Annotated in this window: 14 protein-coding genes; 7 read left to right on the top strand and 7 right to left on the bottom strand. The window is 28.9% G+C overall.

Features of this window, described 5'->3' with window-relative positions; translation table 11 throughout:
• Nucleotides 1–76: 76 nt before the first annotated feature.
• From CIW83_RS11655 to CIW83_RS11670, 4 genes are all read right to left on the bottom strand, one after another.
• On the bottom strand, nucleotides 77–1,255 hold the full coding sequence (locus tag CIW83_RS11655; protein ID WP_094901364.1) for a cell wall metabolism sensor histidine kinase WalK: 1,179 nt from the start codon (nucleotides 1,253–1,255) through the stop codon (nucleotides 77–79).
• Nucleotides 1,248–1,931, bottom strand: coding sequence for a response regulator transcription factor (locus tag CIW83_RS11660; RefSeq protein WP_094901366.1), 684 nt, complete (start codon nucleotides 1,929–1,931; stop codon nucleotides 1,248–1,250). Before CIW83_RS11660 ends, CIW83_RS11655 begins: the two co-directional genes overlap by 8 nt.
• A 93-nt stretch (nucleotides 1,932–2,024) precedes the next feature.
• Nucleotides 2,025–2,477 carry a DUF4342 domain-containing protein gene (locus CIW83_RS11665; RefSeq protein ID WP_094901368.1) on the bottom strand — a complete coding sequence of 151 codons (453 nt, stop codon included), beginning with the start codon at nucleotides 2,475–2,477 and terminating at the stop codon, nucleotides 2,025–2,027.
• Between the two features lie 210 nt (nucleotides 2,478–2,687).
• Nucleotides 2,688–4,487, bottom strand: coding sequence for a flavocytochrome c (locus tag CIW83_RS11670; protein WP_201259835.1), 1,800 nt, complete (start codon nucleotides 4,485–4,487; stop codon nucleotides 2,688–2,690).
• Between the two features lie 206 nt (nucleotides 4,488–4,693).
• Between CIW83_RS11670 and CIW83_RS11675 the strand changes: the two genes are divergently transcribed.
• The 4 genes from CIW83_RS11675 to CIW83_RS11695 all read left to right on the top strand — a co-directional run bounded on the left by CIW83_RS11675 (nucleotide 4,694) and on the right by CIW83_RS11695 (nucleotide 7,925).
• Nucleotides 4,694–5,272 (top strand): TetR/AcrR family transcriptional regulator, encoded by a 579-nt coding sequence (locus CIW83_RS11675; RefSeq protein WP_094901370.1) that lies wholly within the window; start codon nucleotides 4,694–4,696, stop codon nucleotides 5,270–5,272.
• Between the two features lie 242 nt (nucleotides 5,273–5,514).
• Complete coding sequence (locus CIW83_RS11680) at nucleotides 5,515–5,745, top strand: MFS transporter (RefSeq protein WP_094901372.1); 231 nt, start codon at nucleotides 5,515–5,517, stop codon at nucleotides 5,743–5,745.
• Between the two features lie 5 nt (nucleotides 5,746–5,750).
• On the top strand, nucleotides 5,751–6,671 hold the full coding sequence (locus tag CIW83_RS11685) for an MFS transporter (RefSeq protein ID WP_158220105.1): 921 nt from the start codon (nucleotides 5,751–5,753) through the stop codon (nucleotides 6,669–6,671).
• A gap of 144 nt (nucleotides 6,672–6,815) precedes the next feature.
• Nucleotides 6,816–7,925: a helix-turn-helix transcriptional regulator gene (locus CIW83_RS11695; protein WP_094901378.1), complete on the top strand. Its 1,110-nt coding sequence runs from the start codon at nucleotides 6,816–6,818 to the stop codon at nucleotides 7,923–7,925.
• A gap of 85 nt (nucleotides 7,926–8,010) precedes the next feature.
• Here CIW83_RS11695 and CIW83_RS11700 read toward each other — a convergent pair whose 3' ends face one another.
• On the bottom strand, nucleotides 8,011–8,904 hold the full coding sequence (locus CIW83_RS11700) for a DUF3298 and DUF4163 domain-containing protein (protein ID WP_094901380.1): 894 nt from the start codon (nucleotides 8,902–8,904) through the stop codon (nucleotides 8,011–8,013).
• The gene (locus tag CIW83_RS11705; protein WP_094901382.1) at nucleotides 8,897–9,403 is read right to left on the bottom strand and encodes an RNA polymerase sigma factor; all 507 of its coding nucleotides are present in this window, start codon (nucleotides 9,401–9,403) and stop codon (nucleotides 8,897–8,899) included. Before CIW83_RS11705 ends, CIW83_RS11700 begins: the two co-directional genes overlap by 8 nt.
• A 283-nt stretch (nucleotides 9,404–9,686) precedes the next feature.
• Between CIW83_RS11705 and CIW83_RS11710 the strand changes: the two genes are divergently transcribed.
• Together CIW83_RS11710 and CIW83_RS11715 are read left to right on the top strand one after the other, a co-directional pair.
• Nucleotides 9,687–10,232 (top strand): GNAT family N-acetyltransferase, encoded by a 546-nt coding sequence (locus tag CIW83_RS11710; RefSeq protein WP_094901384.1) that lies wholly within the window; start codon nucleotides 9,687–9,689, stop codon nucleotides 10,230–10,232.
• Between the two features lie 70 nt (nucleotides 10,233–10,302).
• Nucleotides 10,303–11,073, top strand: a complete 771-nt coding sequence (locus tag CIW83_RS11715) for a sugar phosphate isomerase/epimerase (protein ID WP_094901386.1) — start codon at nucleotides 10,303–10,305, stop codon at nucleotides 11,071–11,073.
• An 86-nt stretch (nucleotides 11,074–11,159) separates the two neighbouring features.
• Here the strand turns inward: CIW83_RS11715 and abc-f are convergent, their stop codons facing one another.
• Nucleotides 11,160–13,043 (bottom strand): ribosomal protection-like ABC-F family protein, encoded by a 1,884-nt coding sequence (gene abc-f, locus CIW83_RS11720; RefSeq protein WP_094901388.1) that lies wholly within the window; start codon nucleotides 13,041–13,043, stop codon nucleotides 11,160–11,162.
• A 174-nt stretch (nucleotides 13,044–13,217) separates the two neighbouring features.
• On the opposite strand from abc-f, the gene CIW83_RS11725 reads away from it, so the two are divergent.
• Nucleotides 13,218–13,862, top strand: coding sequence for a TetR/AcrR family transcriptional regulator (locus CIW83_RS11725; RefSeq protein WP_094901390.1), 645 nt, complete (start codon nucleotides 13,218–13,220; stop codon nucleotides 13,860–13,862).
• Nucleotides 13,863–13,879: the final 17 nt, after the last annotated feature.

A 13,879-nucleotide genomic window follows, 5' to 3' on the forward strand; every position in this document is an offset into this window, starting at 1 on the left:
GGATAGATAAGTAATATTTAAGGACAACTCCCAAGCTAAAGCTCCAGGGGTTGTCCCTATTATTTATATTTACTATTTATCGTAAAGGCAATTCTACAGTAACTTTTGTTCCTACATTTATTTTGCTATCAATATCAATGTTACCAGAATGATTGTCTATGATCCATTTTGCTATAGATAGTCCCAGACCTGTTCCCCCACTTTCTCTGGTTCTTGATTTGTCAGTCCTATAAAATCTATCAAAGATATGAGGAAGATGTTCTTTTGAAATCCCTATACCACTATCTTCTATAGTTATTACAGCTTTGCCATTTCTTTCATAAGACATTAATTTTACAGTACCTCCAGCAGGAGTATATTTTATACTATTATCTAGAAATATTCTTAATGCTTCTTTTATGAGGTTTTTATCTGCTTTTACAATGATCTCCTCATTTTTTTCAATGGTTATTATGTGACTATCATCAATTAATTTAGTTTCTGTTAATATTTCTTCTATGAGTTTGCTGAGAGGAAAATCTTCTTTAGCTACTTTTTGAGTATGTTTATCTCCACGAGCTAGGAAAAGTAGATTTTCAACGAGGTTTTTCATGTTTTCAGATTCATTTTTAATGGCTTCAAGAGACTCTTCAAGAACTTCTTTATCATCTTTTCCCCATCTATTAAGCAGGTTTGTATATCCTTGTATTACTGAAATAGGGGTTCTGAGCTCATGGGATGCATCAGAAATAAATTGATTTTGTTTTTCTATGGATTCTTCAAGCCTGTTGAGGGTGTCATTAAAGGTTATAGCAAGATCTTTTAATTCATTTTTCGATCCCCTTACGTCTAGCCTTTTATCTAGGTCATTTATAGATATTTCTTTTACCATTTTTGTCATCGTATCTATTGGAGAAAGAAGTTTTCTGCTTGCCTTTGATCCAATCAATACTATAAGAAGTATACCTAATACATTAGAAGCTAATAGGATAAGTGCCAAGATTGTTACATAATCATAATAAGGAGTATTACCAACATAGCGTATGAATCCTACTATGATAAGAGTATTAGTTATAATAGATATTAATATAAAAATAAATACGTAACTAAGGGTTAGTTTAAATGTTATAGAGAATCTAAGTCTATTACTTATTTTTTCTATAGATTTCTTTAATAAGTCAAATAAGAATTGCAATATATACACTGCAATATACAATACATTCTTAATAATTTTATATAAAAATGTAAATACTGGCCCTAGATTTGATTTATTCATCTTTTAATTGATACCCCACTCCTCGAATAGTATGGATGAATTTTTTATTATATTTATCATCAATTTTACTTCTAAGATAACGTATATATACGTCTACTACATTTGTATCTCCTACATAATCATAGCCCCAAACTTTTTCCAGAATATTATCTCTTGTCAAGACAATCCCTTTATTTAGCATAAGATATTTAAGTAAATCAAATTCTTTTTTAGTTAGATCAATAGGGTCTTTATCATAGGTTAAAGAGTATTTATCCATATCAAGAACTAATTTATCTATTTGAATAATATTTGGCTCAGTAGCAGGAATTCTACTATGTTTAAAGATTACCCTTATTCTAGCTAATAATTCTTCTATTGCAAAGGGCTTTGTAATATAATCGTCAGCTCCTATGTCTAGCCCCATTACCTTGTCCATTACTTCATCTTTAGCTGTAAGCATGATAACAGGAACTTGAGAGGTTGTTCTTAATCTTCTCAATATCTCCATCCCATTTAGAGATGGAAGCATTACATCTAATAGAATAAGGTCATAGTCTTTTTGGAGGGCTTTTTCTAATCCAAGTCTTCCATCTTGTTCAGTATTTACAATATAGCCTTCATGTTCAAGTTCTAACTGAAGAAATCTACTTATTTTGATCTCATCTTCTATAATTAAGATTTTTTTATTATCCATAACAACCACTCCTTTAAATATCATTATACTATCTTTATGATTCTAGAAACAGTATAAATAAAACCTGCTGATTTATTCAGCAGGCTCTATTTATTATTTAAATTCATTTACAATTTTATCTGTAGCAGAAGTTAAGTCATTAGATATCTTATCAATTTTATCGTTTATGCTACATTCTTCTCCATTATCTTTTTCAAGCCTTATCTTATGATGTGTCAATACAAGTAAAAGTATTACAGCTATGGAGAAAGGTAAAGTAAATACTCCTATTGTTAAGGCAATTAAGGAAGAAATATTTAATACGGTCTTTTCATTTTTATATATGATAAAATTGATTTTATTTAATCTTGATGCAGAATCTTGAATGTTTTTCATAAAAGAAGAATCTTTAATTCCTCCTTCAGATTTTATTTTATTTTGTTCTTCAAGGAAAGATAAAGTTTCAACTATACTTCCATTAAATTTTTCTAATGCTTCCTTAGCTTCCTTATAACTTACATTGGCTCTTTTTCTTATTAAATCAATTTGTTCAAGAGTAATTTCCATTTTAATACCTCCATTTGATTATTTTCTATATTTATATAATAAAGTAATATAATTAAAAGATTATTAACTGAAGATTAAAATTTCATTAGAAAATAATGCTTTTCAAAACCTATGATGAAATTTCAGAGTTTTTAAATAGTATATAAAGGCAGGAATTAATAAAACTAGCCTCTTTGCTATATAGCAGAGAGGCTAGTTTTTTCTAAATTATTATTGATTATTTTTTGCTGCATTTTCTCCAGCAATTTTTCCAAATACACTAATATCAGCTAATGCATTTCCTCCTAAACGGTTAGTACCATGAATACCTCCAGTAACTTCACCAGCTGCATAAAGTCCGGGTATTACATTTCCATTATTATCTAATACCTGTGCACTTGTATTGATCTGTATTCCTCCCATTGTATGGTGAACAGTTGGAACTCTTGCACCTGCATAGAAAGGTGCAGTATCAATTTTAAACTGATATAGAGTTCTACCAAATTCATCTGTTTTACTAGTTTCAACACAACTATTAAACTTATTAACAGATTCTACTAAGTTTTCAGGATTAATCCCTATTTGTTTAGCAAGGTCTTCTAAGGTATCAGCTTTATAAGCTCTACCCTCTGTAACTAACTCATCAATACTTTCATTAAAGTGATTTCTAACATCGCCAGTGGGATATGAATGACTATCAAGAATTACCCACATGAAGGAGTCTTCTTGTTCAAATAATGCCTTTGTCATTACGTCTCTACGAGCTCCTTCGTCAACAAAACGATTTCCGCTTTTATTTACGAAGATACGATTTTCAACACCTTGTTCGATATTTCCACTTAAGCTTCCTGTATTAGGATCTCCCATAGGCAATAATTGAATTTGTTCCATATCTATAAGATTTGCACCTATTGCCTTTGCCATAGCTAGCCCATCTCCTGTTGCACCAGGATGATTTGTAGTTTTAAGATTTGTCAATGACGGCCAATTCTTATTATATTCATCTCTCATTTCAACATTTCCTGCAAAACCGCCAGTTGCTATAATTACGCCATTATTAGATTTAAGGATTAATTCTCCATCTGGGCTTTTAGCTTTAACACCTATAACTTTGTTATTTTTCATTATAAGTTCAGTAGCTTCTGTATTAACTAATACTTCCATTTCAGTATTATTTTCTTTGATATAGTTCATATAGGTATTGATAAATCCTGTACCTAAAGGTTCAACTGGTGCATGAGCTCTAGGCCATAGTCCACCAAGAACAGTATGAAGTGTATCTTTGAACTCCATACCCATACTTTCTAGCCATTCAATGGTAGGGTAAGCATTATCAACTAATATTCTTATAAGTTCTGGATTTCCAAGCTTATCTCCACCTTCATAGGTTTGTTGAAAGTGTTTATCTACAGAATCCTCTATACCTTGTGCTTCCTGTCTTTTAGGGTCAACAGCATTATAAGATGCACCAGAGATCATGGTATTTCCTCCAACTCTAGGCATTTTTTCTAGTATGATTACACTTGCCCCATTTTGATGTGCTGATACTGCAGCGGCTAATCCAGCACCACCTCCACCTATTACAACAACATCAACTTGTTTTTCCGTAACAGTAGCTGAAGAAAAGTCATTCCCAACAGTTTTTTCTTTTAGAGCTTCAATATTTGCTCCAGCCTTTTCTAAAGCTTGACCAACAGCCTCTAATATAGCATTACTTGACATTGTAGCACCTGCAACAGTATCAATCCCCAAACCTTGAGCTTCAATAATTTGAAGAGGAAGATCGTCAATAGCTAAATCGCTTACACCTGGGGTCTCATTATGCTCTAATACTTTAATATCTGTTATTTCATCTTCAGTTACTGTAACTTCGACTTTTACTGTACCATTAATTCCTTTTCCTTCACCTATGTATTTACCCGGTTTAAATAAAGTAGAATTATTTGTTTCAGTAGCTTTTTTACATCCTGCCAACGATAAAACCATAGAAATTACTAATAATAAGGACAATAACCTTTTAAAATTTTTCAATAAAACTCCCCCTTTTTATATTTTAATGTTTAAAATATTTTATTATGAACTAATTCGATGAATGCATTCAGTGAATGAATTCATTATATAATTTGGTTAATAAAATGTCAATAATGTTTAATAAATATTTATCAAAAGAGTATAATTTTGACAAAACACTATTGTGATGTATAATTTATATAATAATAGTCTAAGGGAGAATTAATATGAATAAAAGACTTAATAAGAGGCAAATTCAGGCACAGATTACCTATGAAAATATCTACAATGCTGCCATGAGTTTAGTTGAAAAAAAAGGATTTGAAAATATTACTGTAGAGGAAATATGCACTAAGGCTGGTGTATCTGTAGGTTCATTTTATAACTATTTTAAATCAAAGCAAGATATATTGAATGAAATATTTAGAATAGCAGATGATTATTTCTTAAATACTGTTTCAAATGTATCAACTGGACAAGATGCTTATGAAAATATAGTAAATTTCTTTGCACACTATGCTAAGTACTGTGAAGCTATAAAGATAGATCAATTAAAACAGATATATAGTACAAGTAATATTTTATTTATAGAAGAAGGTAGGCATATGCAATCTGTATTAAAAGATATAATAGATGCTGGAAAAGAATCGGGCCAAATAAATACAGATATGCAATCAGAGGAAATTGTAAGATATCTGTTTATTTCACTAAGAGGAGTAATATTTGATTGGTGTTTGCATGGTGGAAGCTATGATTTAGTTGAATTTGTTACTAATTATACAAGACGATTGATAAGAGTTATATAAAATTCATTAGAAGATAAAATATAAATCATTAAAAATTATAATGAAGCCTTGAAATCTGAAAATAATATGAAAAATAATATTAAATAAAGATATCCCCCAAGATAATTGAGGGATATCTTTATTTGATTTTTAGATAAAACTCAACAAATGCATAAAAATTAGATAATTATCTAATTTTATATTGACATTAGATAATTATTTGTATAATGTATAGTAAAGAGATAATACAGGGAGGTAGTGCAATGAATTTAAAACTTATTAAACGAAAAGATTTTTCCTTATTAATATTAGGTAAGTTAGTTTCTTTGCTAGGTAGCAATATGCAGCAATTTGCATTATCATTATACGTGTTAGCACTTACTGGATCTGCTACAATTTTTGCATCTATGTTGTCAATATCTATTTTACCAAGAATAATATTATCTCCTATAGCTGGAGTATTTGGAGATTGGTTTGATAGAAAAAAACTATAGTATTATTGGACTTCTTAAATTCAATCATAATTGGGACATTTGCAGTAATTTATATAATCAATGGAGGTATATCTATTCCTATGATTTATATTTTAGTTATTCTATTAGAAATTACTGAAATATTTTTTCACTCAGCAATGTCAGCAGTTTTACCTAGTATAGTAGAGAAAGAAGAATTATTAGAAGCTAATTTACTAAATTCTCTTGTAATGAATATAGGAAATATATTGGCGCCTGTTTTGGCATCTTTTATTTATGGGACTTTTGGTATGAGGGTTATATTGATAGTAAACTCTATTAGCTTTCTATTATCTGCTATTAGTGAGATGTTTATAAATATACCTAAGAATCATAAAGCTCCAAAGAAGATTAATATGAATGTTTTTAAGACAGATTTAATGGAGGGAATAAATATAATTAAGAGCAATAGACTAATATCTACTATGATAAGTCTAGGAACCATAATTAATTTTTGCATAGGACCTTTATTTTCCATTGGATTGATATTTATAATTAAAGAAGTATTAAAAACCAATGACTTTCAATTTGGTATTTTTCAAATGATCTTATCAGCATCTATGCTAGTAGCACCAATTCTCTGTGGTAGTATTATTAAGAAAGTAAAAATAGGTAGGCTCTGTTTTACAAGCTTTATATTTATATCTTTTCTAATATTAATTATGGCAATTATACCATCAAATATATTTGTAAATGCTTTTAATACAAATATAATTCCATATATTGGATTGCTGAGTATTTCATTTATGGTAGGTATATTAGCTACCGTGGCTAATATAGCTTTAGGTACTCTTTTCAATCAAATAGTTCCTTTGGAACTGATGGGAAGAACATCGACAGTTTTTAACTTAGCAGTTACAGTGTTTATCCCAATAGGCAAATGCTTTTTGGATTTCTATATGATATAATACTTCCAAGTATTGTAATAATCATAAGTGGATTTATATTGGTTATAACTGTTATGAAATATAAGGCTGCCTTAATAAGCTATGATGAATTAGAAGATAAGTCAGAAATTAAACGAGAATCTGAATTAATAGGAGATGTGATAAATGAAGTTTAAGTTTTATCCTATAGAAAGTAGAATATATGATTTTTTGGAGTTTCCAAATTTAATCTTTGTTAAGGAACGTTATGAAAATTCAAAGGAAGATTATGACTACGAAAAATTTCCAATGGATGATTACTTTGATTTAATTAATAAGGTAGAAGATAAATTAAAACCATATGCAAAAGAAATAGAATTGTTTTATATGAACAATTTTGTTGGAGATTATGATTTTATAGGATTAATTTCAAAGACAAAAAGAATATTTGGTTATGAAAATGAAAAAAAATATTTGGAAATGTTATCAACTTTAAATGAAAAAGACATTAATCAATGCATTGCTTATTCGATAATTTCAAGAAATGAAAATAATCACCAATATTCAGATGAGATTATGAACAAGGCTGAAACCATTAGTCTAAATAAAAATGAATTAGTTTCAATTATAAAGGATTTGCCAATTGAAGCATCTACAAAATGGACTCTGTTTTTAATCGTGGAAGAACCTACTAAGTATATGAAAACATATATTGATTTAATGAATAAACTACTGCCTATCTTCGAGGAAATTTATTCATTATATGAAAATGAAGTAAAAGCTTATGGACAGTATCTAGTAGACTTCTTAAATAAAAATGGTGCAAAAGGCTTGGAAGAAATAACTTATTCTATAATTGACCCCAAAATTATGAATAATGAAGAAAACAATATATTAATTTCTCTAATAATGCCTATGGCTATTGCCATATCAGATGTAGGTAAGTACCATTATGTAGCCTGGGGATTGAAAATGGAAAAGGCTTTTAGAAAAATGAAGGAAATAAATGAGAATAAAATAAATGGAAGGATACAGGTTTTCAAAAACCTAGGAGATAAAACTAGGTATGAAGTATTAAAATTAATATCTTCAGGAGAAACATCTACAAAAGAAATAGCAAATGCTTTAGGTGTATCTAGTGCAACCATATCTTACCATATAAACAATTTGCTTCAGGCTAAGGTTATAAAACTTGATAGAATTGATAATAAGTATGGATGTGTAGTAGATTACGAATTACTTGATAAGGTTATAAAAGACTTTAAAGAAGATTTAATGTTTCCAAAAGAATCTTAATAAATATAGATTTACCCTCTTATTCATTATGATTAAGAGGGTAAAATTATTTTTAAATATTTAAGGGGTAATTTACTAAAACTTATTACTTTATATACTCATTTCCTACTAAGATGTCAGATATTGCTTCTGTTGGAACAACAAACTCAGGTGTACCCATGTATCCAGGAGCTACTTCGTATTTATCAAATGAAATCACTAATTTTCCTTTATCATTGATATAAAAACTTTGTTCATTTGAAATTTTTTCAAATAGTTCTATAGGTTCTTCTCCTTCTTCAACCCAATAAAATTTGTCTTCGTCGGATTTCATTTGCTCTTTCATCTGACTTTTAATATTATTGCTGATGATATCCACATAAGTATCATCTTTAAATAAACTAGGTAACGTTATCAAAATTTGTTTTTCTTTATCTATAGTATCGTATTTGAATGTTGTTGAAGATGAAGCTACCGTGTTTACAACATAACGACCTATGGAAAGTATTTTATCTGTATCAGTTTTGACTATATATCCATTGTCTACTCCTAAATGACCTCCCCCTGCTTCTTCTAGTTCCTTTATGTCTTTCATAAATTGGTCATATAATTCCTTACTTTCATTTAAATATTTTTCATTTAAACTATTTTGCAATTCTTTATTTTCTAGTCCTTGTATTTCTGGAACTTTGATATTTGCATCATAATTATTTTCATCTACTTTATACTCTCTGAAAGTCAATACCTGTACTATGCCGCCTACAACAGGTACTTTTGACAATGTATCTGCAAGTACTGGACTAGTATTCACTCCTGCTGTTAATAGAACAACGGATGCAGCCACTGAAGCTGATGCTATCTTTATTTTTTTAATATTATTTTTTCTTTTCATGTTTTTCCTCCCCTGTTTTATTGAACTTCTTACTAAAAGGTCTAATTCTTCTGGAATTTGAATATCTATATGTTCTTGTTTTAGTTGTTCTAACTTTCTGTTATCCATTTTTAGCCTCCTTATCTTCATCATCCATTGATAAGCGTAATATTTCTAATGCTTTATAGAGACGGGTTTTCACAGTATTAATATTTTGATCTAAAATTTCTGCAATTTCTTCTAGTTTCAAGTCTTCGAAAAATCTTAACACTATTATACTTCTATAGCTCTCGGGTAAAGTTTCTAAGGCTTTTTTTAAGTCTATATCTGTATAATGGTCAACTGCACCAACGTCATTACTTAATATAAATTCTTCGTCAGTTATAATTTCCCGTTTTCGCTTACGGAGAAGATCTAGAGAAACATTTACTATAATTCTATAAAACCAGGTTTTTATATAGCCAAAATCTTTTAAGGAATCAATAGATGAAAAAGCTTTATAGATAGATTCTTGAACAACATCTAAGGCATCATCAATATTTTTAACATAACTATAAGCTAGCCTATAAAAAAGTTCTTTATTTTTAATAATATAGTCTTCAAGTTGATTTTCTAAATTATTTGCCATTCGTACGAATTTCTCCCTTCAATTGTATAGATGCCTTTTTTCATCTTACATTATATAGACGGATATGCTGTCTAAAAAGTTTTAGCTTTTAAAAAATAATTAATTTATTTTATCATAAAATTTTTATGATATTAGCAAGGAATTAATGGTAATATATGTTATATAGGTATTGCAAATCAATAATTATGAATAATTTACTTATGCATTAAGGGTATTAATATATAAATAGGGAATAGCGTATTTATTTATGATTATAAAAATAGTACGAAGGCAGGTAATTAAAATGATAGATTTCAATCCTTTTCCTAATATGGAAACGAAAAATCTTATTCTCAGAAGAATGAATTCTAATGATGCTAAAGATCTATTTGAAATGAGAAAAGATCCACGAATGAACGAATATACAGATATGAAGCTAGAGGAAGATATCTATGAAACAAGAGCTTACATTGATAGAATGAATGAAGGCATCGATGATAATAAATGGATTATATGGGCAATAGAATATAAACAATCACATAAAGTTATAGGAACTGTTTGCATCTGGAACATTAATGAAGAACAAAAAATCGGAGAATTAGGATATGGAATTATGCCTGATTATCAAGGCCAAGGATTAATGAAAGAATCGTTATTAAGTGTAATTGAATATGGTTTTAATATAATGAACTTGGAGGAAATATTAGCATATACAGAGGAAAATAATCTTAAATCAATTAATCTTTTAGAGAAATGCAAATTTGTTGAGATAAATAGAGTTCAAGAGGAAGGATACCTTAGCAGCAAAGTTTACAATATGGTTGTATATAGATTAGAAAATCATAAATAAAAATTGAATATTTGGAGCTTTAGATTAGTTTATTTTAAGAAATTATTATATTTATAGCGGGAGGAATGTAATGACTTGTAAATTTGGCATGCCTACTTTAATTGAAAAAGATACTATTTTAGATAATGTAATATTATGTAATGAATTAGAATTAGATTTTGTAGAATTAAATATGAATTTACCTTATTGTATGCCAGATAAGAATAATCCAGAAAAAATGTTAAAATTAATGGAAGAATATAATATTAACTTTACGCTTCATTTTCCTGAAGAAATTGATTTTGGATGTTTCTATGATGAAATAAGACATGCTAATATTCTATTGTTTAATAATATGGCAATATGGGCTTCTAAATTTAGAGTAGAGAAAATAAATATTCACTTAAATCCGGGAATTTATTTTACCTTACCTGAGGAGAAAGTATTTGTCTATGATAGACACAGGGAAATATTTATTGAAAAGTTTATAGATTCTATGATTAAAATAATAGATATTGCTAAACCCTTAGGAATAAAAGTATGTGTAGAAAATATGAAAGTACATGACTTTATGGAAGAAGCTTTTAGAAAGATGGCTAGCATAGATGACTTATACTTTACATGGGATGTTGGACATGATGCTATGTCTAATTATAAAATGAAAGAAATATATTTGAAAAATCCTCATAAAGTAAGTCACATGCATTTACATGATTACAATGGAAATAGTGACCATCAAATTCTATTTGAAGGGATTATTCCTATAAAAGAAAGGATTAAATTTGCAGAGGAAAATAATTTAACGGTTGTAATAGAGACAAAAACGGAGGAAGCTTTAAGAAAGTCAATAAAAAGGTTATAGATACAGTATAACCTTTTCTAAGTATAGACCCTAGCATAAAGCTAAGGTCTATATATTAGATATAAATATATAAAACTAAAGGGACTTTAGGTATTAAGTGTTTCCCATAATTCATAAGAATCTTCAAGCTGTTTTTCAATTGATTCCTTTTCAACAAAGAGTTCATATAACCTATCAGCATTATCGCTGTTTAAAGCCATTTCTTCATTAATAAATTTTAATTTGCTTTCCAATTCTTCAATTTCCTCTTCAGCCTTTGCTATTTTAAAAGCATTGTTAGGTTTTCTAGTTGTTTTTATTGGCTGTGTTTTAATTGGTTTCAACTCTTTAATTGCGATCTTCTCTGTTATTTCTTTTTTCCTTACTTCCAAATATTCATCGTATGTCATAGGATATAGTCTTACTCCAGATTTATCTAGTATCATTATCTTTGTAGCTACTTTTTGAACAAAATATCTGTCGTGTGAGACAAAAAGGATGGTGCCATTAAAGTTAGAGAGGGTTTCCTCTAAAACTTCTCTAGAATCAATATCTAAATGGTTAGTAGGTTCGTCTAGAATCATAAAATTAACTTTATCGAATATTAAGGAACATAATTTAAGTCGAGATTTTTCTCCGCCAGATAAAGACTTTATTTTCTTATGAACATCATCTCTAATGAATAGCATTTTTGCTAGTTCAGATCTTGCATCTAATTGATTGATACTATGTTTAGCAGCAAAATAATCGAGGATTGTCATATCTTCATTTTCAAAAACTACGTTTTGTGGTAAATATCCTAACTTTATGCTGGAACCTATGGTCAGATTGCCGCTATCTGGCTCAAGTTCTCCTAATATGATCTTTAGAAGAGTTGTTTTTCCACTTCCGTTTTCTCCCATTATACACAATTTATTTTGATAAAATAAAGTAAAGGATATATCCGAAAATAACTTCTTATTAGAAAAGCATTTACTTAAGTTCTCTACATTAAGAACAATTTTTCCTGAACGACTTACGTTATCAGCCGATAGTCTAATTTTTGAGTTTTCTAATGTTGGTCTATCTAATACTTCCACTTTTTCTAATCGTTTCTCAAGTTCCTTGGCACGTTTATACATCTTCTCACTATCTCTCATGGCACCCCAAATTCTATATCTTTCAATTTGCTGTTCCATTTTCTCGATTTTTCTTTGATTATTGATATAAGCATTATATTCAAGCTCAAATCGTCTTTCCTTTTCTACAATATAATAGCTGTAGTTTCCATCATATATTTTTGTGGCAGTAGGTTCTAGTTCAATGATTCTATTTGCTACTTTATCTAGGAAGCTTCTATCGTGTGAGACCATGAGTACAGTACCATTGTAACCTAAGAGAAATTCCTCCAGCCATTCAATAGATTTTATATCTAAATGGTTAGTAGGCTCATCTAATAAAAGTATATCAGGATTTTCTAAGAGTAACCTTGCTAAAAGGACTCTTGTTTTTTCACCGCCACTTAAATCTTCAAATGTTTTTTCCCTAAAGCTGTCTGGGATAAAAAGTCCACTGCATACTTTGTTTATATTAGTTTCTATGTCATATCCGCCACAGCGTTCAAATTCTTCCATAAGTAGACCATAGTTTTTCATTTCAATTTCTAATGCCTCACCAGATAAATTCTTCAAGCGTTCTTCGAAGGCTTTTAATTCTAGCTTAATATTAAATATACTCTCAAATGGCATTTCAAGGATTTCTATCACAGTAGTATCGTCAGAGCATTTGAATATCTGGTCTAGGTATCCAACTCTATTTCCTTTTCTAAAACTAATATTTCCCCCATGATAATCCTCAACACCCATTAGAACCTTCATTAAGGTAGTTTTGCCACATCCATTTTGTCCAATTAATCCAACCCTTTCGTTACTATGCAGTTCAAAGGATATATTCTCAAAAACTTTATTTGCTCCATAATATTTAATTAAATTATTTACGCTACATTCAATCATATGCGTCACCTCGCTTAACTAAATTATATTTGAAGAAACAGCCATAGTCAAGGATACAAGATATGTAGGATATTATAATAAATAAAATATTTACTAGAATATAATTTATTTGTTGACAAACTAACACTGTTAGCATAATATAAAACTAACAGTGTTAGTTAGGAGGGTGGGAAGATGGCAGATTTATTTAATGAAGATTTAGAATTAATGGATACAAAAAATAAGATTATAGCTGTGGCTATAGAACAGTTTTCAGATCAGGGTTACGATAATACTTCAATACGAAAGATTGCTGATATTGTAGGAATAAAGGGAAGTTCTATATATAATCATTTTAATAGTAAAGAAGAAATACTTGAAGAGATATTCAAATATTATAGAAATCTTTTCTATCAAATGGGAGATGTATTTGAGATAAAAGAAGTACCACTCATTGATTTGAAAGAAGATAAAATCCTTTATATTCTCAAGGGTGGATTTGATAGTGTTATTAATATTCTCAAAAGACCTGAAATGATTAATATCTTAAAGATCATTATAAAAGAACAATTTAAGAATCAAAAGATAAGAAACTTTTTTTTAGAAGAGTTTATAGATAAACCAAGGAAAGTCATGGAAAAGCTTATGAAGGAACTTATGGATAAAGGAATTATTAGAGAAGGAAATCCATATTTATATTCTCAAGAATTTCAGGCTTTTGCAATTTATAAAATGTATGAAGAATTTATGCTAAAGGATGTAGAATATATTGATATTGATGATATTGAAATACAAATAAATCATCATATAGACTTCTTTTGGAATAGTATTAGAAAATAATGATTTAGGGGGACAAT

The organism is Tissierella sp. P1 (genome assembly GCF_002266425.1).
Lineage (GTDB): Bacteria > Bacillota > Clostridia > Tissierellales > Tissierellaceae > Tissierella > Tissierella carlieri.

Coding starts and splice junctions, on each gene's coding strand:
- abc-f (WP_094901388.1), bottom strand. CDS start 13,043: ATGATTGAATGTAGCGTAAATAATTTAATTAAATATTATGGAGCAAAT.
- CIW83_RS11655 (WP_094901364.1), bottom strand. CDS start 1,255: ATGAATAAATCAAATCTAGGGCCAGTATTTACATTTTTATATAAAATT.
- CIW83_RS11660 (WP_094901366.1), bottom strand. CDS start 1,931: ATGGATAATAAAAAAATCTTAATTATAGAAGATGAGATCAAAATAAGT.
- CIW83_RS11715 (WP_094901386.1), top strand. CDS start 10,303: ATGACTTGTAAATTTGGCATGCCTACTTTAATTGAAAAAGATACTATT.
- CIW83_RS11680 (WP_094901372.1), top strand. CDS start 5,515: ATGAATTTAAAACTTATTAAACGAAAAGATTTTTCCTTATTAATATTA.
- CIW83_RS11710 (WP_094901384.1), top strand. CDS start 9,687: ATGATAGATTTCAATCCTTTTCCTAATATGGAAACGAAAAATCTTATT.
- CIW83_RS11675 (WP_094901370.1), top strand. CDS start 4,694: ATGAATAAAAGACTTAATAAGAGGCAAATTCAGGCACAGATTACCTAT.
- CIW83_RS11665 (WP_094901368.1), bottom strand. CDS start 2,477: ATGGAAATTACTCTTGAACAAATTGATTTAATAAGAAAAAGAGCCAAT.
- CIW83_RS11725 (WP_094901390.1), top strand. CDS start 13,218: ATGGCAGATTTATTTAATGAAGATTTAGAATTAATGGATACAAAAAAT.
- CIW83_RS11695 (WP_094901378.1), top strand. CDS start 6,816: ATGAAGTTTAAGTTTTATCCTATAGAAAGTAGAATATATGATTTTTTG.
- CIW83_RS11705 (WP_094901382.1), bottom strand. CDS start 9,403: ATGGCAAATAATTTAGAAAATCAACTTGAAGACTATATTATTAAAAAT.
- CIW83_RS11700 (WP_094901380.1), bottom strand. CDS start 8,904: ATGGATAACAGAAAGTTAGAACAACTAAAACAAGAACATATAGATATT.